This window comes from Stenotrophomonas sp. Steno-Z10-HUANG (assembly GCF_056393075.1).
Map to the genome: position 1 here is coordinate 59646 of NZ_JBWJPA010000007.1, position 22944 is coordinate 82589.

21 protein-coding genes are annotated in these 22944 nt (G+C 70.2%); 8 read left to right on the forward strand and 13 right to left on the reverse strand.

Annotation, left to right across the window (positions count from 1 at the left end):
- Nucleotides 1-149 precede the first annotated feature (149 nt).
- The gene (gene glyS / locus AC06E6_RS10935) at nt 150-2369 is read right to left on the reverse strand and encodes a glycine--tRNA ligase subunit beta (RefSeq protein WP_240213081.1); all 2220 of its coding nucleotides are present in this window, start codon (nt 2367-2369) and stop codon (nt 150-152) included.
- Nucleotides 2366-3277 carry a glycine--tRNA ligase subunit alpha gene (glyQ, locus tag AC06E6_RS10940; protein WP_104939982.1) on the reverse strand — a complete coding sequence of 304 codons (912 nt, stop codon included), beginning with the start codon at nt 3275-3277 and terminating at the stop codon, nt 2366-2368. Before glyQ ends, glyS begins: the two co-directional genes overlap by 4 nt.
- Before the next feature lie 121 nt (nt 3278-3398).
- Between glyQ and AC06E6_RS10945 the strand changes: the two genes are divergently transcribed.
- The 3 genes from AC06E6_RS10945 to AC06E6_RS10955 all read left to right on the forward strand — a co-directional run bounded on the left by AC06E6_RS10945 (nt 3399) and on the right by AC06E6_RS10955 (nt 6918).
- The gene (locus AC06E6_RS10945; RefSeq protein WP_104939983.1) at nt 3399-5168 is read left to right on the forward strand and encodes a GspE/PulE family protein; all 1770 of its coding nucleotides are present in this window, start codon (nt 3399-3401) and stop codon (nt 5166-5168) included.
- Nucleotides 5165-5884, forward strand: coding sequence for a glutamine amidotransferase (locus AC06E6_RS10950; RefSeq protein ID WP_240213080.1), 720 nt, complete (start codon nt 5165-5167; stop codon nt 5882-5884). The genes AC06E6_RS10945 and AC06E6_RS10950 overlap by 4 nt, the downstream gene beginning before the upstream one ends.
- A 140-nt stretch (nt 5885-6024) precedes the next feature.
- A complete protein-coding gene (locus AC06E6_RS10955; protein WP_240213079.1) occupies nt 6025-6918 on the forward strand; it encodes a BPSS1780 family membrane protein in 894 nt (297 codons plus the stop codon).
- Here AC06E6_RS10955 and AC06E6_RS10960 read toward each other — a convergent pair.
- The 5 genes from AC06E6_RS10960 to AC06E6_RS10980 all read right to left on the reverse strand — a co-directional run bounded on the left by AC06E6_RS10960 (nt 6905) and on the right by AC06E6_RS10980 (nt 9618).
- A complete protein-coding gene (locus AC06E6_RS10960; protein ID WP_240213078.1) occupies nt 6905-7126 on the reverse strand; it encodes a hypothetical protein in 222 nt (73 codons plus the stop codon). The two genes, AC06E6_RS10955 and AC06E6_RS10960, sit on opposite strands and share 14 nt — an antisense overlap.
- Nucleotides 7127-7224: 98 nt before the next feature.
- Nucleotides 7225-7968, reverse strand: a complete 744-nt coding sequence (gene tatC, locus AC06E6_RS10965; RefSeq protein WP_240213077.1) for a twin-arginine translocase subunit TatC — start codon at nt 7966-7968, stop codon at nt 7225-7227.
- Nucleotides 7965-8399, reverse strand: a complete 435-nt coding sequence (gene tatB / locus AC06E6_RS10970; protein WP_240213076.1) for a Sec-independent protein translocase protein TatB — start codon at nt 8397-8399, stop codon at nt 7965-7967. The genes tatC and tatB overlap by 4 nt, the downstream gene beginning before the upstream one ends.
- Nucleotides 8400-8415: 16 nt before the next feature.
- Entirely contained in the window at nt 8416-8643 is a 228-nt protein-coding gene (tatA, locus tag AC06E6_RS10975) for a Sec-independent protein translocase subunit TatA (RefSeq protein ID WP_104939991.1), read from the reverse strand.
- Nucleotides 8644-8718: 75 nt separating this feature from the next.
- A complete protein-coding gene (locus tag AC06E6_RS10980) occupies nt 8719-9618 on the reverse strand; it encodes a lipid-binding SYLF domain-containing protein (RefSeq protein ID WP_240213075.1) in 900 nt (299 codons plus the stop codon).
- 301 nt (nt 9619-9919) lie between these two features.
- On the opposite strand from AC06E6_RS10980, the gene hemH reads away from it, so the two are divergent.
- Together hemH and AC06E6_RS10990 are read left to right on the forward strand one after the other, a co-directional pair.
- Complete coding sequence (gene hemH / locus AC06E6_RS10985) at nt 9920-10882, forward strand: ferrochelatase (RefSeq protein ID WP_104939992.1); 963 nt, start codon at nt 9920-9922, stop codon at nt 10880-10882.
- Nucleotides 10879-11736 (forward strand): alpha/beta fold hydrolase, encoded by an 858-nt coding sequence (locus tag AC06E6_RS10990; protein WP_478061314.1) that lies wholly within the window; start codon nt 10879-10881, stop codon nt 11734-11736. Before hemH ends, AC06E6_RS10990 begins: the two co-directional genes overlap by 4 nt.
- A 41-nt stretch (nt 11737-11777) precedes the next feature.
- Here AC06E6_RS10990 and AC06E6_RS10995 read toward each other — a convergent pair whose 3' ends face one another.
- From AC06E6_RS10995 to ttcA, 3 genes are all read right to left on the reverse strand, one after another.
- Complete coding sequence (locus tag AC06E6_RS10995) at nt 11778-12566, reverse strand: M48 family metallopeptidase (protein WP_240213073.1); 789 nt, start codon at nt 12564-12566, stop codon at nt 11778-11780.
- Nucleotides 12567-12618: 52 nt separating this feature from the next.
- Nucleotides 12619-13527, reverse strand: coding sequence for a recombination-associated protein RdgC (locus AC06E6_RS11000; RefSeq protein ID WP_104939995.1), 909 nt, complete (start codon nt 13525-13527; stop codon nt 12619-12621).
- Nucleotides 13528-13621: 94 nt separating this feature from the next.
- Nucleotides 13622-14533: a tRNA 2-thiocytidine(32) synthetase TtcA gene (gene ttcA, locus AC06E6_RS11005; RefSeq protein WP_199776740.1), complete on the reverse strand. Its 912-nt coding sequence runs from the start codon at nt 14531-14533 to the stop codon at nt 13622-13624.
- Between the two features lie 130 nt (nt 14534-14663).
- Between ttcA and AC06E6_RS11010 the strand changes: the two genes are divergently transcribed.
- The 3 genes from AC06E6_RS11010 to AC06E6_RS11020 are packed head-to-tail and all read left to right on the forward strand — an operon-like array spanning nt 14664 to nt 18903.
- On the forward strand, nt 14664-17210 hold the full coding sequence (locus tag AC06E6_RS11010; protein ID WP_240213072.1) for a TonB-dependent receptor: 2547 nt from the start codon (nt 14664-14666) through the stop codon (nt 17208-17210).
- Nucleotides 17210-18679, forward strand: coding sequence for a CehA/McbA family metallohydrolase (locus tag AC06E6_RS11015; protein WP_478061317.1), 1470 nt, complete (start codon nt 17210-17212; stop codon nt 18677-18679). The genes AC06E6_RS11010 and AC06E6_RS11015 overlap by 1 nt, the downstream gene beginning before the upstream one ends.
- Nucleotides 18680-18696: 17 nt before the next feature.
- Nucleotides 18697-18903 (forward strand): YdcH family protein, encoded by a 207-nt coding sequence (locus AC06E6_RS11020; RefSeq protein WP_240213070.1) that lies wholly within the window; start codon nt 18697-18699, stop codon nt 18901-18903.
- Nucleotides 18904-18928: 25 nt separating this feature from the next.
- On the opposite strand, the gene AC06E6_RS11025 is transcribed toward AC06E6_RS11020, so the two are convergent.
- The 3 genes from AC06E6_RS11025 to AC06E6_RS11035 form a co-directional block, all read right to left on the reverse strand.
- The gene (locus tag AC06E6_RS11025; protein WP_478061320.1) at nt 18929-19126 is read right to left on the reverse strand and encodes a hypothetical protein; all 198 of its coding nucleotides are present in this window, start codon (nt 19124-19126) and stop codon (nt 18929-18931) included.
- A 63-nt stretch (nt 19127-19189) separates the two neighbouring features.
- A complete protein-coding gene (gene plsB, locus AC06E6_RS11030; RefSeq protein WP_478061321.1) occupies nt 19190-21802 on the reverse strand; it encodes a glycerol-3-phosphate 1-O-acyltransferase PlsB in 2613 nt (870 codons plus the stop codon).
- Complete coding sequence (locus tag AC06E6_RS11035; RefSeq protein ID WP_478061323.1) at nt 21802-22779, reverse strand: hypothetical protein; 978 nt, start codon at nt 22777-22779, stop codon at nt 21802-21804. Before AC06E6_RS11035 ends, plsB begins: the two co-directional genes overlap by 1 nt.
- Nucleotides 22780-22944: the final 165 nt, after the last annotated feature.

Here is a 22944-nt window from a genome sequence, read left to right on the forward strand (position 1 = left end):
GCCCAATACGCCGCGTCGGCATCCAGGAAACAGGATGTTGGCCAGTGCCGAGTTCATCGAACCAAGTGTTGCCTTATTGGCATCGATTGCAGCCTTTCAGGCCACACCAGCAAGACCCTTCCCCCGCCGTGCGGGGGAAGGGTGCGGTCTCAGCCGGACAGGTGCTCGATCGCCGCGACGCTGCCCAGGCGGTCGCCCAGGGTGCGCAGCAGCGCCAGGCGGTTGCCACGCAGCGCCGGGTCCTCGGCGTTGACCATGACCCCGTCGAAGAACGCATCGACCTGCGGCCGCAGCCGCGCCAGCCGGCCCAGCACGCTGACGTAGTCCTTCTGCGCAAGCGCCGCGCCGGTGTCGTCGATTGCGGCGGCCACCGCCTCGGCCAGTTCGCTCTCGGCCGGCTCGCGCAGCAGCGCCGGGTCGATCGTGCCGGGGATGTCGCCCTCGGCCTTGCGCAGGATGTTGCGGATGCGCTTGTTGGCCGCGGCCAGCGCCTCGGCTTCCGGCAGCTGGGCGAAGGTGCCGATGGCGTCGATGCGGCGGTCGAAGTCGTACAGCGAGGCCGGCTTCAGCTCGGCCACGGCGTTGAAGTGCGTGGCCGGCACGCCCCTGTCGGCGTAGTAGCCGCGCAGGCGGTCGAGGATGAAGTCGTAGAGCTCATCTAGCCTTTCGGGCGCAACAACACCAGGATCCAGCTTGTCTTCTTCATCCCAATCTTGATATTGGACATCCATCGGATTCTGTAGATGAGCCAGCAGTACGGTCCGTTCTAGCTCATTCATCTGGCCAATTTTTGCCAGTTTCTCCCGTCGTTGAACAACAAGCTGACACCTTCCGGCGCCCCAGAACGCTTTCACCAGCAGCGCCGGCAGGTCCAGGTCGAAGCCCGACTCGATGATCGTGCGCGCCAGGCCCAGCGCATTGCGGCGCAGCGCGAACGGGTCCTTGTTGCCGGTCGGCTTCAGCCCCGCGGCGAAGCCACCGGCCAGGGTGTCCAGGCGCTCGGCGATCGCCAGCACCTTGCCCAGCGGCGAGGCGGCGATGTCGTCGGCGGCGAAGCGCGGCTGGTAGGCCTCGTCGATGGCCAGTGCGACCGCGGGCGATTCGCCACCGGCCACGGCGTAGTGGCGGCCGGCGATGCCCTGCAGTTCCGGGAACTCGCCCACCATGCGCGACTGCAGGTCGTTCTTGGCCAGCTCGGCGGCACGCCTGGCCTGCACCGGGTCGGCGCCCACCTGCGGCGCGATCACCTGCGCCAGCGCGCCGACCCGCTGCACCTTGTCGGCCACCGTGCCCAGCTTGGCCTGGTAGGTGACGCTCTTCAGGCCTTCGCCCATCGCCGCCAGGCCCTGCTTGAGGTCCTCGTCGAAGAAGAACTTGGCGTCGGAGAAGCGCGGGCGGATCACCCGCTCGTAGCCCTTGGCCACCTCGGCCACGTCCTTCGATTCGATGTTGGCGATGCCGATGAACTTCTCGGTCAGCCTGCCGGCGGCATCCAGCACCGGGAAGAACTTCTGGTTGATCTCCATCGTTTCGATCAGCGCTTCCTGCGGCACCGCCAGGAACTCGCGCTCGAAGCTGCACAGCACCGCCGACGGCCATTCGACCAGGTTGACCACCTGCTCCAGGTTGTCGTCGGTGATGCGCGCCACGCCGCCGGCCTGCGCCGCGGCGGCGTTGACCTCGTGCACGATGCGCTCGCGGCGCGCGTCGGCGTCGACCAGCACGCAGGCCGCCTTCAGCGATTCGATGTAATCGGACGGGTGGCTCAGCCACACCTGCTTGTCGGCCATGAAGCGGTGGCCGCGGCTGAAGCGGTCGGACTTCAGGCCGAGCAGCTCGGCGTCGACCACGTCGTTGCCGTGCAGCAGCACCAGCCAGTGCACCGGGCGGGCGAAGGCGTATTCGTGCGCGCCCCAGCGCATCGGCTTGGGGATCGGCATCGCGGCGATGGCCTCGCGCACGATCTCCGGCAGCAGCGTGGCGGTCTTCGCGCCCGGCGTCACCGAGCGCAGCACGAAGCGCTCGCCCTTGGCGTCGGTGGTGCGCTCCAGCGCGGTCCAGTCGATGCCGGCCTTGGCGGCGAAGCCCTGCAGCGCCTTGGTCGGTTCGCCATTGGCGTCCAGCGCGATGTTCAGGTACGGGCCGAACACTTCCGAGTGCTGCTCGGGCTGTTCGGTTTCCACGCCCGGCAGCAGCACCGCCAGGCGGCGCGGGGTGGACAGCGGCTTGGCGTCGTCGCGCTCGAAGGCGATGCCGCGCCGGGCCAGCCCGTCGATCACGCCGTCGAAGAACGCCTGCGCCAGGCCCGGCAGCGCCTTGACCGGCAGCTCCTCCACGCCCAGTTCGATCAGCAGCGGCTGCATGCTCATGCCTGCACCTCCTTGGCCGCCACCGCTTCCAGGCGCTTGGCCTCGTACAGTTTGGCCACCGCCTGGGCCAGCGCGCGCACGCGCAGGATGTAGCGCTGGCGTTCGGTCACCGAGATGGCGCGGCGCGCGTCCAGCAGGTTGAACGAATGGCTGGCCTTGCACACCTGTTCATAGGCCGGCAGCGGCAGCCCGGCCTCGACCAGCTTCTGCGCTTCCTGCTCGCAGGCGTCGAAGCGGTGGAACATTTCGGCCACGTCGGCATGCTCGAAATTGTAGGTGCTCTGCTCCACCTCGTTCTGGTGGTAGACGTCGCCGTAGCTGACCGGGGTGCCATCCGGACCGTAGGTCCACACCAGGTCGTAGACGTTGTCGCAGTTCTGCAGGTACATGCACAGCCGCTCCAGGCCGTAGGTGATCTCGCCCAGCACCGGCTTGCACTCCAGGCCGCCGGCCTGCTGGAAGTAGGTGAACTGGGTGACCTCCATGCCGTTGAGCCACACTTCCCAGCCCAGGCCCCAGGCGCCGAGGGTCGGCGATTCCCAGTTGTCCTCGACGAAGCGCAGGTCGTGCACCAGCGGGTCGATGCCCAGCGCCTTGAGCGAATCCAGGTACAGCTGCTGGATGTTGTCCGGGCTCGGCTTCATCGCCACCTGGTACTGGTAATAGCGCTGCAGGCGGTTGGGGTTCTCGCCGTAGCGGCCGTCGGTGGGGCGGCGGCTGGGCTGCACGTAGGCGGCGTTCCAGCTTTCCGGGCCGATCGAGCGCAGGAAGGTGGCCGGGTGGAAGGTGCCGGCACCCACTTCCAGGTCCAGCGGCTGGATCAGCACGCAGCCCTGCTTCGCCCAGTAGTCGTTGAGGGTCTGGATCAGGCCCTGGAAAGTGATGGGAACGGTGGGAGTCGCGGACATGCTGCCTGGGCCGTACGGATGGGTGCGCTAGTATAGCGAGCGACCGCGCGGCGGCCGCGCCAGCAAGGAGTTTCAGGTGGAACACACGGCCGCATCGAGCGTCCCGACCCCGCCATCCCCGGTGGCCATCGCCCCCGGCCGGCTGCAGTTCGCCAACATCGCCGCGGCGGTGCTGGGCGACGGCCTGGTGGCCGCGCACGACCAGGAGCGCATCCGCTTCTCCGCGCAGGGCGCGCGCAACGCCAGCGAGGTGCACCCGCTGGTGCTGCTGGCCAACCTCAAGCTGGCCGCCGCGCCCCCGGCTTCCGGCGAACTCGGGCTGGAGCGGCTGACCGAGTGGCTGGCCGGCCGCACCGGGGTCCGCTACCTGCGCATCGACCCGACCCGGGTGGACGTGGCCAACGCCACCGCCGTGGTCTCGCACGCCTATGCCCGGCGCCACCGGATCCTGCCGCTGGCGATGGACGCCGAACGGGTGCTGGTGGCCACCAGCGAGCCGATGGCGCGCGACTGGATACCCGACCTGCAGCACCTGACCCGGCGCCGGATCGAGATCGTGCTGGTCAACCCGCTGGACCTGCACCGCTACTCGATGGAGTTCTTCGGCGTCACCCGCTCGGTGCGCAGTGCCCGCAGCGACGCGCGCGGCGACGGCAGCAGCCTGCCCAGCTTCGAGCAGCTGGTGGAACTGGGCCGCGCCGGCGACGTCAACGCCGACGACCACCACGTGGTCAGCATCGTCGACTGGCTGCTGCAGTACGCCTACGAGCAGCGCGCCAGCGACATCCACCTGGAACCGCGCCGCGACATGGGCCGGGTGCGGTTCCGCATCGACGGCGTGCTGCACAAGGTGTTCGAGCTGCCGCCGGCGGTGATGACCGCCGTGGTCAGCCGCATCAAGGTGCTCGGGCGCATGGACCTGGCCGAGCGCCGGCGCCCGCAGGACGGCCGCATCAAGACCCGCTCCCCGGGCGGGCGCGAGGTCGAGATGCGCCTGTCGACCATGCCCACCGCGTTCGGCGAGAAGTGCGTGATGCGCATCTTCGACCCGGACGCGGCGTTCAAGAGCATCGAGCAGCTGGGCTTCAGCCCGGAGGAGGCCGCCGGCTGGAACGAACTGGTCGCGCGCCCGCACGGCATCGTGCTGGTCACCGGCCCCACCGGCTCGGGCAAGACCACCACCCTGTACTCCACGCTCAAGCGGCTGGCCACGCCGGACGTCAACGTGTGCACGGTGGAGGACCCGATCGAGATGATCGCGCCCGAGTTCAACCAGATGCAGGTGCAGACCAACATCGACCTGGACTTCGCCAGCGGCGTGCGCACCCTGCTGCGCCAGGACCCGGACATCATCATGATCGGCGAGATCCGCGACCTGGAGACCGCGCAGATGGCGGTGCAGGCCTCGCTGACCGGCCACCTGGTGCTGTCCACCCTGCACACCAACGACGCCCCCTCGGCCATCACCCGCCTGCTCGACCTGGGCGTACCGCACTACCTGATCGCCTCCACCGTCAACGGTGTGCTGGCGCAGCGGCTGGTGCGCACGCTGTGCCCGCACTGCAAGCGCGCCGACGTGCTCGACGACGAGGACTGGGCGCCGCTGCGTGATGGCAATGAGGCATTACCTGATGCCATCCACGCCTGTGCGCCGGTGGGTTGCCTGGAGTGCCGGCGCACCGGCTACCTGGGCCGGATCGGCCTGTATGAGCTGCTGCCACTGGGCCCGCGGCTGCGTTCGCTGATCCGCGCGGACATGGACCTGGCCGGTTTCAGCCACGCCGCACGCGCCGAGGGGCTGCGCACGCTGCGCCGGACCGGGCTTGAAAAGGTGGCGCAGGGGCTGACTACAATCGAGGAAGTCCTGTCGGTCCTGCCCCCAGCGGAATGAAACCCCCGCCGTTCCTCATCATCGAAACCGGGCAGCCGTTCCCGAGCTTGCGCCGTTACGGCCGTTTCCCGCACTGGATCCGCGTCGCCGCGGGCCTGGAACAGGCCGAGACCGTGGTGGTCAACGTCGAACAGGGTCAACGCCTGCCCGCGCGCCAGGGTTTCGCCGCCACCATCGTCACCGGCTCGGCCGCGTTCGTCACCGACCGCGCCGAGTGGAGCGAGCGCAGCGCCGACTGGCTGCGCGACGCCGCCCACGCCGGGATGCCGCTGCTGGGCATCTGCTACGGCCACCAGCTGCTGGCGCATGCGCTCGGCGGGCAGGTGGACTACAACCCGGCCGGGCGCGAATCGGGCACCATCCGCCTGGAACTGGACCCGGCCGCCGCCGCCGACCCGCTGTTCGCCGGCCTGCCCCCCAGCTTCCCGGCCCAGGCCACCCACCTGCAGACCGTGCTCCAGGCGCCGGCCGGCGCCACCGTGCTGGCGCGTTCGGCGCAGGACGGCTGCCACGCCTTCCGCTGGGGCGAGCACGCCTGGGGCCTGCAGTTCCACCCGGAATTCGCCACCCACCACATGCGCGGCTACGTGCGCGCCCGCGCCGACTGCATTGCCCGCCACGGCGGCTGCGCGCGCGCCGTGGCGCGCCAGGTCAGCGCCGCGCCGCAGGCACGCCAGCTGCTGCGCCGTTTCGTGCGCCACGCCCGCGCGGTGTGATGCCCGCGCCGGCGCGCGCACCGGCTCCGCGCCGCTGGCGGAATGCGGGGTTCCGCGGCGCGACTCGCCCGTCAGCCGGGTTCGGGCGATAATCCGCCCACGCCGGCGTGGTGCCGGCGCTCCCCCTTTTCGGAACTGCAATGGGCGATATTCGCAAGGTGCCGGCCTCCGCCGGCGCGGAATGGCTGCTGGCCGGCTTCGGCCTGCTCAGGCGCGCGCCGCTGGCGCTGGGTTCGCTGGGCATCCTCTGGGGCGTGGGCGCTTCGCTGGTGCTGTCGCTGTCGCTGCTGGTGCCGGCGCTGGGCACCCTGGTGCAGTTCCTGCTGCTGCTGGCCGGGCCGCTGTTCATGGGCGGCCTGCTGTGGGCCGTGCGCGAAGTGGACCAGAACCGGCCGGCGCGGCCGGCGCACCTGCTCGAGGGCGTGCGCGAAGGCCGCGCCCCGCACCTGCTGGTGGCGCTGCTGCCGCAGCTGGTGGCCGCGCTGCTGCTGGGCACGCTGCTGCTGGTGCTGGTCGGCAGCGACGGCCTGCAGCGGCTGTCGGAGGTGATGCTGCGGATCAACGAACTGAGCCAGTCCGGCGCGCAGCCGGACCCGGCGCAGATCGAGGCGCTGGTGGCGACGCTGCCGGCCGGGCGCATCCTGCTGTGGCTGCTGCTGATGCTGGCCACCTTCGCCGCACTGACCCTGGCGCTGTTCGTGATGCCGCCGCAGGTGATGTTCCAGCGCATCGGCGGCTGGCACGCGCTGCGCCGCAGCCTGCGCTCGAGCCTGCGCAACCTGCCGGCGATGTTGGTGTTCTTCGTGCTGGCCTTCGTCGCCATCTTCGCGATCTATTTCGCGGTGATGATCCTGGCGATCATCGTCGGCCTGGTGGCCGGCCAGACCGTGGCCATGGCGTTGGCGCAGCTGCTGCTGATGGCCGTGCTGATGCCGGTGTTCGCCGGCGCGGTGTACGCGGCCTGGAAGCAGATGCTCGGCCCGTCCGCGGACAAGACGGCAGCGGCGCCGGACATGCACGTCATCGAAGCCTGAGCCGCGCCACGGTGGCGGAGCGGTACGCAACCGCGCCGGCCAGGCTGTCGTGCCTGGCGATCATCGTCGGCCTGGTGGCCGGCCAGACCGTGGCCATGGCGTTGGCACAGTGGCCGTGCTGATGCCGGTTGTTCGCCGGCGCGGCGTATGCGGCCTGGAAACAGATGCTCGGCCCGGCCGCGGCCAGGACGGCAGCGGCGCCGGACATGCACGTCATCAAAGCCTGAGCCGCGCCACGGCGGCGGTGCGGTACGCAACCGCGCCGGCCAGGCGGTGGCATGGCGTCGTGCGCGGCCGCGCGCCTGCCTATGGTTCGGAAACCGGCTGCTTGCGCGGTTGCAGCCAGCGCGCGGCGTGGATGCCCAGCTCGTAGAGCACGCACATCGGGATGGCCAGCATCAGCTGCGAAACCACGTCCGGCGGGGTCAGCACCGCGGCCAGCACGAAAATGCCGACGATGGCGTAGCCGCGCCCCTCGCGCAGCTGCTGCGGCGTGACCCAGCCCAGCAGCACCAGGATCACCATCGCCACCGGCAGCTCAAAGCTCGCACCGAAAGCGAAGAAGATCGCCAGCACGAAATCCAAATACGCATTGGCGTCCGGGGTGATGGCGATCACCTCCGGGCGGAAGGTGGTCAGGAAATGGAACACCGCCGGCAGCACCAGGAAATAGGCGAACGCGCAGCCGATGTAGAACAGCGCCACCGCCGAGGCGAGCAGCGGCACCGCCAGGCGCTTCTCGCGCGCATACAGGCCCGGCGCGACGAATGCCCAGGCCTGGTACAGCAGCCACGGCACGGCAATGAACACGGCGGTGAAGAAGGTCAGCTTGAGCGGCGCGAAGAACGCCCCGGCCGGATTGGTGGCGATCATCGACTGCCCGGCCGGCAGCTGCGACACCAGCGGCGTGGCCAGGTGGTTGTAGAGCGTGCGCGCGAACGGCAACAGCGCCAGCAGCACCACGCCCAGCCCCAGCAGCCCGCGCACCAGGCGCGCGCGCAGTTCCACCAGGTGCTCGATCAGCGGGCTTTCGTTGAAGTTCTCGCTCATGGGGCGCGCTCCGGCGGCAGCGCTGCGCCCGTCGTTCCGGTCATGTCCGCTGCCGGGGTCTGCACGGCGTCAGGCGCCGGCAGCGCCTGCGCCGCCGGGTCCGCGGCTGCATCGGCGGCGGGCGGCGCGGGCGCGGCAACGGCATCGACTTCATCGCGCAGCGCATCGACGTCGCCGCGCAGCCGGGTGGCACCCTCGTGCAGGTCGCGCTCGGCCTGCTGCACCGACTGGCGCACGCTGCGCAGGTTGCGCTGCAGCTCCTCTGCCTGCAGTTCGCGCTCGAGCTCCTGCTTGACCGAATCCCACTGGTTGCGCGCACGGCGCACCCACAACCCGGCAAAGCGCGCCGCCTTGGGCAGCCGTTCGGGGCCCAGAACCACCAGCGCCACCACCGCGATCAGCAGCAGTTCGCTGAAGCCGATATCGAACACGCGGGGAACCTTCGGTTCAGCGCGTCTCGCGGTCGCGCTCGGCCTGCGTATCGCGGCTGGATTCGCGCTCGCGCGATTCGTCGTTCAGGCGCGCTGGCGGGGTGTCGTCATCGCGCATGCCCTTCTTGAATTCCTTGACCGCGCTGCCCAGATCCTTGGCGCCGCTCGTCAGCCGCTTGGTGCCGAACACCAGCACGACGATGACCAGCACGATCAACCAATGCCAGATGCTGAAACTGCCCATGATCCGCTCGCGTTATTCGGTGTGGAGGCCAGTGAGCATAGCGCACCCGGCCCCGCCGGACGCCCGTGCCGAAGGTCAGTTGCCGCCGTCCAGCGATTCGGTGCGGATTTCGCCTTCGGACACCGGCTGGAAACCCTGCTGCGGCGCGGGCTCGGCGGTGGCCGGCTGCAGCGGCTGGGTGGTCGCCTCGCTGCCCTGCTGCGGGGCGTTGCCGGACACGGCGACCGGCTGGGTGCGCGGCGCCGACGACGCCACCGGCGCGGCGGTGCCCTGGGTACCGCGCTTCTCGCGCGCGGCGTAGGTGGACTCCTCCAGGCGGTCGCGGAAGGCGACCACGTCGGCCGAAGGCGCCGCATTCAGGCGCCCCTCCAGGATCATCCGCGGGGTGGTGCCCTGGCCGTAGGCGTCGAGGTTGGCGGCATCGTCGATGGACAGCACCGCGCCATCCAGCGCCACCCCGGCGAACAGCCCGCGGGCGCGCGACCACGACCAGATCTCGGCCTTGAGCTGGCCATCGGTGGCGGCGGCGGCGCTGCGGCCGACCGGGCCGGCGGCCACGCCGGCGTCGGCGCCCAGGGTGAACTTGCCGTTGACGATGTTGTCCAGGCTGCGGTTGTTGCGGAACACCAGGATCACGTCGGAGGACTGCACCCCGGCCTGGAAGCCGATGCTGCCACCGGTGAGCTTGACGAACACCGGGTTGGACCAGCTGCCATCGGGGTTCTTGACCGACATCAGGCCATGCCCGCGGCGGCCGCCGAGGACCAGCCCGGCCTTGATCGTGTCGGGGATGACGATGATCGCGCGGCCCTCGTCGAGCAGCTTGTCGGGAATGGCCTGCTCCGGGATCTCCTGGATCTCGCCGAGCACGCGCACGGCGTTGCGGGCGCGCTGGTCCTCCTGCGGCCCGGCCAGGGCGGTGGCGGACAACAGGCTCGCGGACAACAGCAGGGCGATGTACGGCAGGCGGCGCATGGCGGACTCCACAGGTCGATGCACGGAAAGATACGGCAAGGTGTCGAGATTGGAAGCGGGGCGATGAACGGGCGAGGAATGGACGAGGGCGAGTGAAGAGAAGTGAGGAGTGAGAAAAGGCAGAGCAGGAGCGATTCCCGCCTGCACGGCGGATGACGACTCTACCTTTTGTCATGGATGACAGCCTTGGTTTTGGGCTTTGCCGTTGCTTCTCTCTCACTCCTGCCTCCCCACTCCCCTTCCCCTACTCTGCCCTCTCGTCCCTCTCCACTCGTTCCCGGCTTTCAGCCACAATGCGCGCATGTCCGACGCACCCACCACCGCGCTGCTCGCGGTCAACCTAGGCACGCCCGAGACACCCACCGCCCCGGCGGTACGTCGCTACCTGGCCGAGTTCCTCGGCGACCGGCGCGTGGTCTCGATTCCCCCCCTGCTGTGGAAGCCGCTGCTGTATGGATTGATCCTGCCGCTGCGCGGCGGCCGCTCGGCGCACAAGTACGCACAGGTGTGGATGGCGGAGGGCTCGCCGCTGGCGGTGCATACCCGCCGCCTGGTGGCCAACATCGCCCGCGAACTGCCGCACTGGCAGGTACGCGAGGCCATGCGCTACGGCCAGCCGGCGCTGCAGCCGGCGCTGGACGCGCTGGCCGCGGCCGGTGCCACGCGCATCGTGGTGCTGCCGCTGTACCCGCAGTATTCGACCACCACCACGGCCTCGGTCGAGGACAAGGTGCAGGAGTGGCAGGCCCGCCACCGCGACGTACAGGTCCACACCATCCGCGACTATGCCGACGACCCGCAATGGGTGGCGGCGGTGGCCGCCTCGATCCGCGACTACTGGCAGGCGCACGGCCGCGGCGACCGCCTGGTGTTCTCCTTCCATGGCATCCCGCAGCGGCTGGCGGACGCTGGCGACCCGTATCCGCAGCGCTGCGAAGCCAGCGCGCGGGCGATCGCCGCGGCGCTGGAACTGGGCGACGGCGACTGGCAGCTGGCCTACCAGTCGCGCTTCGGCCGCGAGCGCTGGCTGCAGCCCTATGCCGAACCCACGCTGTGGGCGCTGGCCGAGGGCGGCGCGCGGACGCTGGACGTGGTCTGCCCGGGCTTCGCCACCGACTGTCTGGAAACGCTGGAGGAAGTGGCGATGGGTTTCACCGCCACCGTCGCCGAGCGCGGCGCCACCATGCGCTACATCCCCTGCCTGAACGACGCTCCCGCACATGCCCGCGCGCTGGCCGCGCTGGCCGTCGCCCAAGGCGCATGACCACGCCGTTCGAACTGGACGCCGGCGGCCTGCGCGTGGCCGGGCTCCGCGCCGGCACCCGCGGCGGCACGCCGGTGCTGGCACTGCACGGCTGGCTCGACAACGCCGCCAGCTTCGTCCCGCTGGCGGCGCGGCTGCCGGCGCTGGACTGGGCGCTGGTGGACCTGCCCGGCCACGGCCTGAGCGACCCTCTGCCTGCCGACGCGGCGTACACCACGCCGCAGGCGATCGTGCAGGTACTGGCGATCATGGACGCGCTGGGCTGGGAGCGCTGCGTGCTGCTGGGCCACTCGATGGGTGCGGCGATCGCCAGCCTGGTGGCGGCGGTGGCGCCACGGCGGACGCAGGCGCTGGTCGCCATCGAGGCGCTGGGCGGCCTTGCCGCACCCGCCTCGCAGACCGTCGAACGCCTGCGCGCGCACGTGGCGGCACTGGCCGCGTTCAGCGACAAGCAGTTGCGCGTGTTTGCCGATATCGCCGCGCCGGTGCGCGCGCGCATGCTGGCCAACCAGCTGGACGAGGCCTCGGCGCGGCTGCTGGTTGAACGCGGCGTGCGCCCGGTCGCCGGGGGCTGGAGCTGGCGCAGCGACCCGCGGCTGATGCTGCCCACCGCGGTGCGCATGACAGAAGAGCAGGTGCGCGACGTGCTGGGCGCGATCCAATGCCCGGCGCAGGTGATCTATGCCACGCCGGCGCAACCCTACTTTCCCGAGCCCGAGCGCAGCCAGCGCGCGGCGTTGCTGGCGCATGGCCGCCTGCACACGCTGCCCGGGCACCACCACCTGCACATGGACCAGCCCGAAGCGGTGGCGGTGGTGATCCGCGATTTCCTCGGGACGATTCCCGGCGGCTGAGGCCGCGGCGACCGCGCGCGGATGCGCGCCAGGCGGCTGCGTCAGGCGCCGCGCAGCAACTGCCGCAGGGTCGCCTTGAGCCGGCGGCCTTCCTCGCGCAGGTAGTCGCGTTCGTGCCGCCAGTGCGGGAAACGCGCCTCCACCTCGGCCCAGAAGGCCGGCGAATGGTTGGCCTGCAGCAGGTGGCACAGCTCGTGGACCAGCACGTACTCGAACGCCGCCGGCCGCGCCAGCGCCAGCGCCAGGTCCAGCGCCATCGAACCGTCCGGCGCCAGCGAGCCCCACTGCGAGGACATCACCTTCAGCCGCACCCGCGCGGGCGCGCGTGGCAGCCCCGGCAGGTAAGCGGGCAGCCAGTGCCCGACATCGGCGCGCATCCGCGCCTCGTAGAACTCGCGCAGCACGCGCCGCAGCGAAGCGTCGCCGGCCCGCGCCGGCAGCTGGATGCAGGCGCCTCCGGCATCCACCTCGATCCGGGTGAAACGGCCTTCCTGCCAGCGCACCGGCAGCAACGACCCGCGCAGCGGCAGCACGCCGGGTTCGCGCAATGCCAGCGGCGGCGCCAGCAGGCCCTCGCCATCGAACCGCGCCAGCTGCTGCTGCAGCCACTGCCGGTTGGCCTGCAGGAAGCGCTCGCCGGACGCCAGGCTGGCGCGCAGCGGCAGGGTCAGCCGCGCGCCGCGTTCATCGACGCTGAGCTTGAGCCGCCGCGCACGCGGGTCGCGCACGCGCAGCACGTCGATCTCGGCATCGTCCAGGCGCAGCCGCACGGTGTCGCGCTGGATGACGGGCGCGGCGACGGAGGCCAGGCGGCGGAACAGGGTGGTCATTGCTCCAGCATAGTCCCTGGGCGGCCGCCGGGACGGTCGGCGGATCGCCTGTTCAGCTGTCGGCCTTGCTCAGCTTGAACGCCTGCTCCAGCAGCAGGAACAGGCGCCGGATCTCGCCGCTCTGCAGTGCGAACCGGGCGTCGAGTTCGGCGCGGCGGCCTTCCTCGTCGATGTGTTCGAGCTGGTCCAGGGCGCCGTCGAGGAACTTGAGCTTGCGCACGATCAGGTCGTCGCCGAGCACGAAGGACAGGTTGTCCTCGAACACCAGCGCCAGCTTGGTGACCTGCTTGCCGGCGTCCAGGTGCTTGTCGATCTCGTCGCAGCGCAGTTCCTGGTGCTGGCACTTGACCACCGCGCCGCCCTCGACCGGGTCCTTCATCTCGCACTCTTCGCCCAGGCTCAGGCCGTCGGGCAGGGGCTCGCCGGCGATCCACGCGGTCAGGATCGCGCGCGGCGCGACCTCGGCGTTCAGCGGCATCGCCGGGAAACTGCCGAGCATGCCGCGGATGTCGCTCATCACGTTCTCGCCGGTCTTGCGGCTGGAGCTGTCCACCGCGACGTAACCGTGCTGCAGGTCGAGGAAGGCGTCGGTGCGCGAGCTCTTGACGAAGGCGCGCGGCAGCAGCTCGTGCAGCAGGTCATCCTTGAGCCGCTTGCGCTCGCGGCCGCCGGGCTTGCGCCCTTCCTTCTCCTCGATCTCCTCCAGCTTCCGCGCCAGCAGGTCGTTGACCACCGCGCCGGGCAGGATCTTCTCCTCGCCGCCGACGGTGAGCCACAGCGCATCGCCGATGCGGTGCGAGAACTGCTCCTTCTCTTCGCGCCCGAACGGCGAGATGAAGCCGCGCGAACTCATTTCCAGCGCACCGACCGGCTTGAGCGCGACGTGCGGCAGCAGGGTGTCGACCTCGGAGAAATCAACCGAGGTGGGAAAGCGGAACAGGGTGAGATTCTTGAAGAACATGGATGTCCTGCGAAATGCGTGATCGGCGGAAGGAATCCTCCCGCCCGGAAAAAGCGCCGCGACGCGGCGCATGAATCATGACGGCCGCGCCGCCTCAGTCCTCTTCCTGCGGAAGCGCGGCCTGCTTGTCGCCGCCGGCCAGCCATGCGTGCGCATCGGGCAGCGGCGCGTCGTCGCGGCGGCCCAGCGCCATGAAATCGAACAGGTTGGGATCGGCCATCTGCGAGGGGCGGATGTCGCCCAGCGCGCGTGCGATCTGCTCGATGCGGCCGGGGTGGTCCTTCTCCCACTGCTGCATCATCAGCCCGACCTGCTTGCGCTGCAGGTTCTCCTGGCTGCCGCACAGGTTGCACGGGATGATCGGGAACCGGCGCGCCGCCGCGTAATCGATGATGTCGCTCTCGCGCACGTAGGCCAGCGGGCGGATCACCACATGCTTGCCGTCGTCGCTGCGCAGCTTGGGCGGCATGCCGGAGATCTTGGCGTGGTGGAACAGGTTCATGAAGAACGTGGCCACCATGTCGTCGCGGTGGTGGCCCAGCGCGATCTTGGTGAAACCGTTGGCCTCGGCGTAGCTGTACAGCGAGCCGCGTCGCATGCGCGAGCACAGCGAACACATGGTCTTGCCTTCCGGGATCACCCGGCTGACCACCGAATAGGTGTCCTGCTCGATGATGTGGTACGGCACGCCGATGCCGGCCAGGTACTCCGGCAGCACGTGCTCGGGGAATCCCGGCTGCTTCTGGTCCAGGTTCACCGCGACCAGCTCGAACGGCACCGGCGCCTTCTTCTGCAGCTGCAGCAGGATGTCCAGCAGGGTGTAGCTGTCCTTGCCGCCTGACAGGCAGACCATGACCTTGTCGCCGGCCTCGATCATGCCGAAGTCGGCGATGGCCTGGCCGACCTGGCGGCGCAGGCGCTTGCCGAGCTTGTGGTGTTCGCGTTCGGCCACGCGTGGATCGCGGGCGCGCGGGGCGGGATCGGGAAGGGGAATGACGGCACTCATCGCATGCATTCTACCGGCTGGCCCACCGCTCCACAGCGGCGGGTGACACGGGCTGGCACAAAAGCGTCATGGCGACGTCACGCCGCGCTGACAGCATCCCGGGCTCCCCCGTCCAGCCCCTGGGTCCATCGTGCTCGATAACCGTCTTGCTTCCGCTGTCTGCCGTGCGCTGCTGCTGTCCTCCGCCCTTGCTCCGGCTTCCGTGCTCGCCCAGGAGGCCGCCAGCGCCTCCCGCTCCTCCGCCAAGGACCTGGATACGGTGATCGTCACCGGCCGCAGCGGCACCGGCGTGCGCACCAAGGCCGAGACCAGCTACTCGATCACCAACATCGAGGAAGAGCAGCTGCGCATGCAGGCACCGACCAGCGTGACCGAAGCGCTCAAGTCGGTGCCCGGGTTCTGGGTGGAAGCCTCCGGCGGCGAGGCCAGCGGCAACATCCGCGCGCGCGGCATCCCGGTCGACGGCTTCGGCTCGGTCACCCTGCTGGAAGACGGCATCCCGGTGGTGCATGACCCGGCGCTGGGCTACCTCAACGGCGACCAGGCGTTCCGCCTGGACGAGACCATCGAACGCATCGAGGTGGTCCGCGGCGGCCCGGCGTCGGTGATGTATTCCAACGCGCCGGCCGGTGCGATCAACTTCATCCCGCGCCAGGTCGGCGAGGACGCCAGCGGCGTGTTCAAGTACACCGCCGGCGACAGCGGCCTGAACCGCCTGGACTTCGCCTACGGCAGCCCGCTGGCCAATGGCTGGAAGCTGTTGCTGGGAGGCTTCTACCGGGTCGAGGACGGCGTGCGCGACCCGGGCTTCAACAGCAACGACGGCGGCCAGTTCCGGCTGAACCTGGCCCGGGAATTCGAGGGCGGGCGCTTCAGCATCGACGCCAAGCGCATGGATGACCGCGTTGCCCTGTACCTGGGCATCCCGATGTACACCAACGGCAACGGCGACATCCGCGCGGTGCCCGGCTTCGATGGCAACCATGGCACGCTGGCCGGCCCGGAAACGCGCTACCTGTCGATGAAGACCGCCGATGGCCGCGGCTGGGACTTCGACAACAGCGAAGGCACCCATGTGAAACGCGACCAGCTCACGTTCAAGCTGGAGACCGCACTGGGCGGCGACTGGGAACTGGCGCAATCGGCGCGCTTCAGCCGCACTGACACCATCCGCAACGGCGTGTTCCCCAACTCGCTGACGCCGGCGGCCACGTTCCTCGCCGGGCAGAAACAGCTGCTGGCGTCGGTGCCGGGCGCCACCGCGCTGGGCCTGCGCTACGTGAATGGAAGCGGCGGCTTCGACACCGCCAGCCAGAATGGCAACGGCCTGCTGGTGGTCGGCGGCCTGCGCGGGCTGGACATCCCGGTGCGCGAGTTCGTCAGCGACACGCGGCTGATGCGCAGCTTCGCGCTCGGTGGCCAGCAGCACGACCTCACCGTGGGCTACTACCTGGCCTCCACCCGCGAGGACTACACCCGCTATTCGTCCTCGGTGCTGATGGATGCGGCCAACAACGCCCGCCTGCTCGACCTGGTCGCGCTGGATGCCAACGGCAACGTGGTGCGCACGCTCAGCGACAACGGCGTGTGGCGCTACGGCTACGAGTGGAACAACGCCTCCGGCGAACAGAAGACCCAGGCCTTCTATGTCAGCGACGAGTGGCAGGTGAACGACAGGCTGCGCATCGACAGCGGCCTGCGCTGGGAGAAGGCCAGCAGCAGCGGCTGGAACGAGGTGCGCCGCAGCGTCAACGGCGGCACCCTGGCGACCTCGCAGATGCTCACCGGCTCGGGCCTGTACGTGAACCACGACCTGGCGTCACACGACCTGGGCTGGTCGGTCGGCGCCAACTGGCAGTTCAACGACGGCATGGGCGTGTTCGGCCGCTGGACCTCGGCGTTCCGCCTGCCCAGCCTGGGCAACTACCTCACCCGCAACGACAACTGCGACCCGACCTCGGCGGCGACCGTCGCCGCCTGCGCAGCGGCCAACGGCAAGGCAGCCGACACCCAGACGATGGACCTGGCCGAAGTCGGCTTCAAGTTCGCCAACCCGCTGTTCAGCGCCTACGCCACGGCGTTCTACACCAAGTACGACAACGTCGGCTTCAGCAACTACCGCTTCAACCCGGACACCGGCGTGTCCACCCGCGAAGCCGGCTATGCCAGCACCCGCACGTTCGGCCTGGAACTGGAGACGGCGTGGTATCCCAGCGACTGGTTCGACCTGCGCGTCAACGCCACCTGGCAGGATGCGCAGTACCGCGACCTGCGCTACAGCGAACTGGTCAATGGCGCGCCGGTGCTGCGCGATTTCGTCGGCAACCAGCTGATCCGGGTACCGGAGCTGGGCGCGCGCGTGGTCGCCGGCCTCAACCTGCTCGACCAGCGCCTGCGCCTGCAGGCCGCCGCCGAGCACCAGGGCGAGCGCTACGTGGACACCGCCAACTCGGTGCGGCTGCCGTCCTACCGGCTGCTCAACCTCAGCGCGCGTTACGAGCTGACCGACCGCGTGTCGATGTACGGCTACATCGACAACGTCAGCAACTCGCTGGGCCTGACCGAGGGCAATCCGCGCGCCGGCGAGCTGGCCAGCAGCGACGCGGGTGCCAGCGCCTTCATCGCGCGGCCACTGCTGGGCCGCAACTACCGCCTGGCCCTGATGTACCGGTTCTGATGCGCGCCCTGTCCGCGATGATGCTGGCGGCACTTGCCGCCAGCCCCGGCGCCCACGCCGCGCAGACCCTGCAACTGCAGGGCACGCTCAGCGGCAAGGACCATCAACGTTACCTGGAGCTGCCGTTCGGCGTGCCCGAGGGCACCGGCAGGGTGGACATCACCCTGCATCATGACGGCGCCGGCGAGCGCACCGTCATCGACCTCGGGCTGCTGGACGCACAGGGCTTCCGCGGCTGGAGCGGCGGTTCGCGGCGCGCGGTCACGGTTTCCCGCTACGACGCCACGGGTGGCTACCTGCCCGGCGCATTGCCGGCAGGCCAGTGGAAGGTGCTGCTCGGCATTCCCAACATCCGTGCCACGGCACGCACGCCCTACACCGTCAGCGTGACGCTGTGGGACGAGGGCGAAGTGCAGGCCGGCAGGGACCGCGTGCCGCAGGTGCTGCGCGAGGAACCGGCCTGGTACCGCGGCGACCTGCACATGCACAGCACCCACAGCGACGGCAGCTGCGCCAGCCAGCAGGGCAACAAGGTGCCCTGCCCGCTGTTCCTGAGCCTGCAGGCGGCGGCGCGGCAGGGCCTGGATTTCGTCGCGGTCACCGAGCACAACACGGCTTCGCACCTGGAGGAGCTCGCCCGCCACCAGCCATGGTTCGACCGCCTGCTGCTGATTCCGGGCATGGAGGTCACCACCTTCCAGGGCCACGCCAACGTGTTCGGCGTCAACGGGCCGCTGCCGTTCCGGCTCGGCGACACCCTGCCCGACTGGAACCCGCTGCTGCGCCAGGTCAACGACAGCGGTGCGCTGCTGTCGATCAACCACCCGGCGCTGGCCTCGGGCGAGGCGTGCATGGGCTGCGGCTGGACCCCCGCCAGACCGGTGGACATGGACGCGGTCGCCGCGGTGGAGGTGGTCAATGCCAGCCAGGCCGATGGCCCGCGCGCGGGCGTCGGCTTCTGGGAGCAACAGCTGCAGCAGGGCCGGCGCATGACCGCCATCGGCGGCAGCGACAGCCATGATCCGGGCGCGGCCGATGGCCCCTCGCCGATCGGCCGGCCCGCCACCCTGGTGCATGCGCCGGCGCTGTCGCGCGACGCGATCCTCGCCGCGCTGAGGCAGGGGCGGGTGGTGGTGGACGTGCGCAACGTCGCCGGCAGCCGGTTGGACCTGTGGCTGCGTGGCGCGGACGGCCAGCGCACCGGGATGGGCCAGCAACGGGACCTGGCCGCCGGACAGTGGGCCACCGTGCACGCCGAGCTGGACTATCCCCGCCCGCTGCGCGTCGAGTTCGTCATCGACGGCCAGCGCCACCCCGCCACGGTGGAAACCGGCGCGGACGGCAGCCAGCGGGCCAGCCTGCGCTGGCGCTCGGATGGCAAGCGGCACTGGTTGCGCGTGGATGCGCGCGATGCCGACGGCAGCCTGTTGATGCTGGGCAATCCGGTGTACGTGAACTGGCCCCGCTGACCGGCTAAGCTGGCGGCATGTCCGAGCTGCCGTCCCTCGCCGAGATCAGCCAGCGCATCGCCGAACTGCGGGCCGAGCACCGCAGCCTGGACGAACGCATCGGCAGGCTCGCCGCCAACCCGGATGACGAACTGGACGCGAAGCGGCTGAAGAAGCGCAGGCTGCAGCTCAAGGACTGCATCGCCCGCCTGGAAAGCATGCTGATTCCCGACGAGCCGGCCTGAACCGCAGCGCCGCCACGCCCGCCACTCAGGCCGCGTGGCGGGCGATGACCCGGTTCGCTTCCAGCAGCGATGCACCGCGTTGCCGGCGGTAGGCCCGGATCGCGGCGACCCTGTTCCCGCTGCGCAGCAGCGCCTTCACCGCGTCCGACGGGTCGGGCAAGGCGGAAACATCACGCGGCGCGCGCAGGGCGTGCAGCGCGGCGAACACGCTGGCGATCGCCACCCCCCCAAAAAAATCCGATGGCCGCATTGCCGTCTCCTTTCGTTGTCCGGTGCAGGGGAGTCCTCAGCCCGCCGCCGGTTCCTCCGGCTTCACCGCCTCCGGGCTCACCCGCTCGATGGTGTGGCGCAGTTCGCGGCCGAGGATGAACTTGGCGTCCTTGGCCCAGGCGTCCAGGCGCTCGTCGAACAGCAGCTTGCTGTTCTCGTCCGGCCACACCAGGCGCAGCTCGCGCATCTTCTGGATGAAGCCGCGGAACAGGGTCTTGTCGAAGAACTCCGGCGCGGCCGGGGCGTAGAGCAGGCTCAGGCGCTGCGCGGCCTGCTGGCACAGGCTCTCCAGTTCGGCCGCGCCGAGCACCCCGGGGCCGTTCTTCACCAGCACCGAGATGGCGATGTAATAGCGCTCGAACGCCTGCTGCAGCGAATGGCCGATGGCGCGCAGGCGGAATACTTCATCGGTCTGGCCGGTGCTGCGCGCGAGCATGCCGCCCTCGTCCTCGCCCACCTGCTGCAGCAGGCCTTCGCGCACGAACACGTTGATGGTCTGCTCGATGCGCGCGGCGAATTCGTCCTCGGTCCACGGCAGGAACAGCTCCTGCTGCAGGAACGGGTACAGCCCGCGGCCCAGCCGCAGCAGGCCGGCGCGGCTCATGCGGCGGTTGTTCTGGAAACAGCAGGCCACCCACGAGGACGCGGTGAACAGGTGCAGCACGTTGTTGCGGAAATAGCTCAGCAGCACCGCGGTATCGCCGCTGACGCTGAGCACGTCGCCCAGCGGGTGCTTGACCCGGGTGAGCACGTTGATCTCCTCGGCGTGGGCGATGATGCGCTCGGGCGAATGCGGGGTGACCGTCACCCGGTCCGAATAAGGCAGCTCCACCAGCAGCTTCTTGCACAGCTCGATCTGCGCGATCAGGTCGGCCTCGCCCATGGCGTGCTTGGGCGTGGACAGCAGCGCCAGCGCCAGCAGGTTGATCGGGTTGACGTCGGCGGCACCGTTGATGCGCACCTGGATCTGCTCGGCCAGGGTATCGACCGTGCTCGACAGCCACGACGGCTTCTCGTCCTCGGACACCGGCTGGCCATCCCATTCCGGCGCCTTCTCGGCCAGCACGTCGTTCAGCGCGATCGGCTCACCGAAGTTGACCACCACCTGGCCGTAATTCTGTTTGAGCACCTTGGGGATGCCCCACAGCAGCGCCCAGATCGACTCCTTTTCCTTCGGCCGCCCGGACAGCTCGTCCAGGTAGCTGTTGCCCTCCATCAGCTTCTCGTAGCCGATGTAGATGGGCTGGAACAGCACCGGCTTGCGCGGCTGCCGCAGGAACGCGCGCAGGGTCATCGAGATCATGCCGCCCTTGGGCTGCAGCAGGCGCCCGGTACGCGAGCGCCCGCCCTCGACGAAGTACTCGATCGAATAGCCACCGGCCACCAGCTGCGCCACGTATTCGCTCAGCACCGCCGAGTACAGCGCGTTGCCGCGGATGCTGCGGCGGATGAAGAACGCGCCGCCCTTGCGCAGCAGCGTGCCGACCACCGGCAGGTTGAGGTTGATGCCGGCCACGATGTGCGGCGGCACGATGCCGCGGTCGTACAGCAGGTAGCTCAGCAGCAGGTAGTCCATGTGGCTGCGGTGGCTGGGCACGTAGATCACTTCGTGCCCGGGCGCGGCTTCCTTGAACTTGTCCAGGTGGTGGACCAGCACGCCGGCGTAGATGCGGTTCCAGACGTGGGTCAGCATGAAACTGGCCGAGCGCACCACCGGGCTGGAATAGTCGGCGGCGATCTCCCAGGCATAGCCCTGCGCTTTCTTCCAGGCATCGGCCGGCCGGGAGTTGTCGCGCTTGGCCTGGGCGGCGATGGCCTCGCGCACCGGCTCGGCTTCCAGCACCTTGTCCACCAGCAGGCGGCGGGTGGACAGGTCCGGGCCGATGATCGATTCACGGATGCGGCGGAAGTGCGCGCGCAGCACGCGCTGCAGCTTGCGCACGGTGCGTTCGGGCTCCAGCCCCTCTTCCACGGTCTCGCGCAGCGAAATCGGCGCGGCGAAGCGCACGATGCTGTCGCGGCCGTTGAGCAGCACCGCCAGCAGGCGGCGGAAGCGGCCGACCAGCGCCCAGTTTTCCGAGAACAGCACCGCGAACCAGCCGCTCTGCTTGTCCGGCGCGCGGCCGACGAAGATCGACACCGGCACCAGCTGCACGTCCAGCGCCGGGTTGGCGCGGTGCGCCTGCAGCAGCCGCGCCAGCGAGTCGGAATGGGTGCGGGCGCCGCGCTGCTCGGGGATCAGCGCGTTGTTGCTGGAGCGCCGCGACAGCGCGACATAGGCGCGCTTGCGCCCGGTCGGGTCGCCGGCCAGCGGCACCAGCGGCGACGGCAGCCCGGCGTCGCGGCAGGCCTTGTCCAGGATCAGCGCGTTGGACAGGCCGTAGTCCTCCAGCACGTAGACCACCGGCTGCGCCGGGTCGTGCTGCAGTTGCTCGGGCTCGATCTTCAGGCCGAGCCACGGCTCGATCAGGCGGCCCAGCAGGCGCGCCCACAGCGGACGCCGGCCCGGGCGTACGGGCGGTCGGCCGGCCGTGGCCGGCAGGGGGGAGGCGGCCGCGGCGCTGGTGTCGCCCGGCGGCAGGAGTTCGCCCTGGTCGGGCCTTGGATTCTGTTTCGACATCGGCGACATTATGGCGTAGCTGCCGCCGCCCGGCTGTTCCCGGCGTGGGCATCCGCGTCGGCGGCGGTGCCGGCCCCGGGGGACACGGTGTCCGCCGGTGGCGGCGCGGCGGCACGCGCGGCCGCCAGTACCGCGTCCACTTCGGCCAGGGTGCGGGCCAGGTACCAGTGGCCCTCCCGGCGCTGCAGCGCCACCTGCAGGTCGATGTCATGGCCGGCCAGCGGGTACTGCACGTGGACCACGGCATGGTCGCCGTCCTGGCTGGCCAGGCCGGTACGCATCTGCGCGACGCTGTCGTCCAGCGACAACCCGTAACTGGCCAGCACCTGTTTGCTGGCCGCGGCGAACGGTGACAGCCGCTGCAGGCTGCCGGTCATGCCCGCCGCCTGCAGCGCGGCGTCGCTGTCCAGGCCGGTGGCGCGCGCGGCGGTGGTCAGGGTGGCGATGGTGGAGCGGGCCAGCTTGGGATCGGACAGCGGCGCGGCCTGGGCCCAGGCGCTGAGTGCCTTGACCAGCTGCACGTAGTGGGCGCGTTCGTCGTCGCTGTAGTCGCCCTGGTGGCTGATGTACTGCTCGCCGAACAGGCCCAGCGAGTGCGCGGCCTGGCGCACGCCGGCGGCCTGCCCGGCGATCTGCGCCTTGAACGCGCGCTGCAGCCGGGTTTCGGCATCGGCGGCCGACAGCGTGGCCAGCAGCGCCGGCAGTTTGTCGTGCAGGGGCAACTGGTCCAGCGGCCAGCGGCTGTGGCCCTGGGCCCAGGCCGCCTCCAGCTCCGCGTACTGCGCCGGCGGCACCGCCGCGCGGGCATAGCCGGCCAGGTCGTTGTCGTGCAGGTGCTGGACCAGCTGGCGCACGGCCGCTGCCGGCTCGGTGGCCGCACCCGGCAAGGGCTCGGGCGTGCGCCGGCACCCGGCGGCGAGGACCGCCACGGCGCACAGGGAGAGCAGGACCAGACGCGAACGGCTGCGAGATGAACGGCGTGGCATGGCGTCGTTGGTCCTCCCCCGGGGCCGTCGCATCTTGCGGCCTGTACGGTGACAGCGGCAAGCGCGGACGCGAAACCGGCGCCGCCCGGGTTGCAGGCAAAAAAAAGAGGCCGCCCCGTTGCCGGTGGCGAACCTCCTCAAGCCGGCGGAGCCGGGGACATGTGA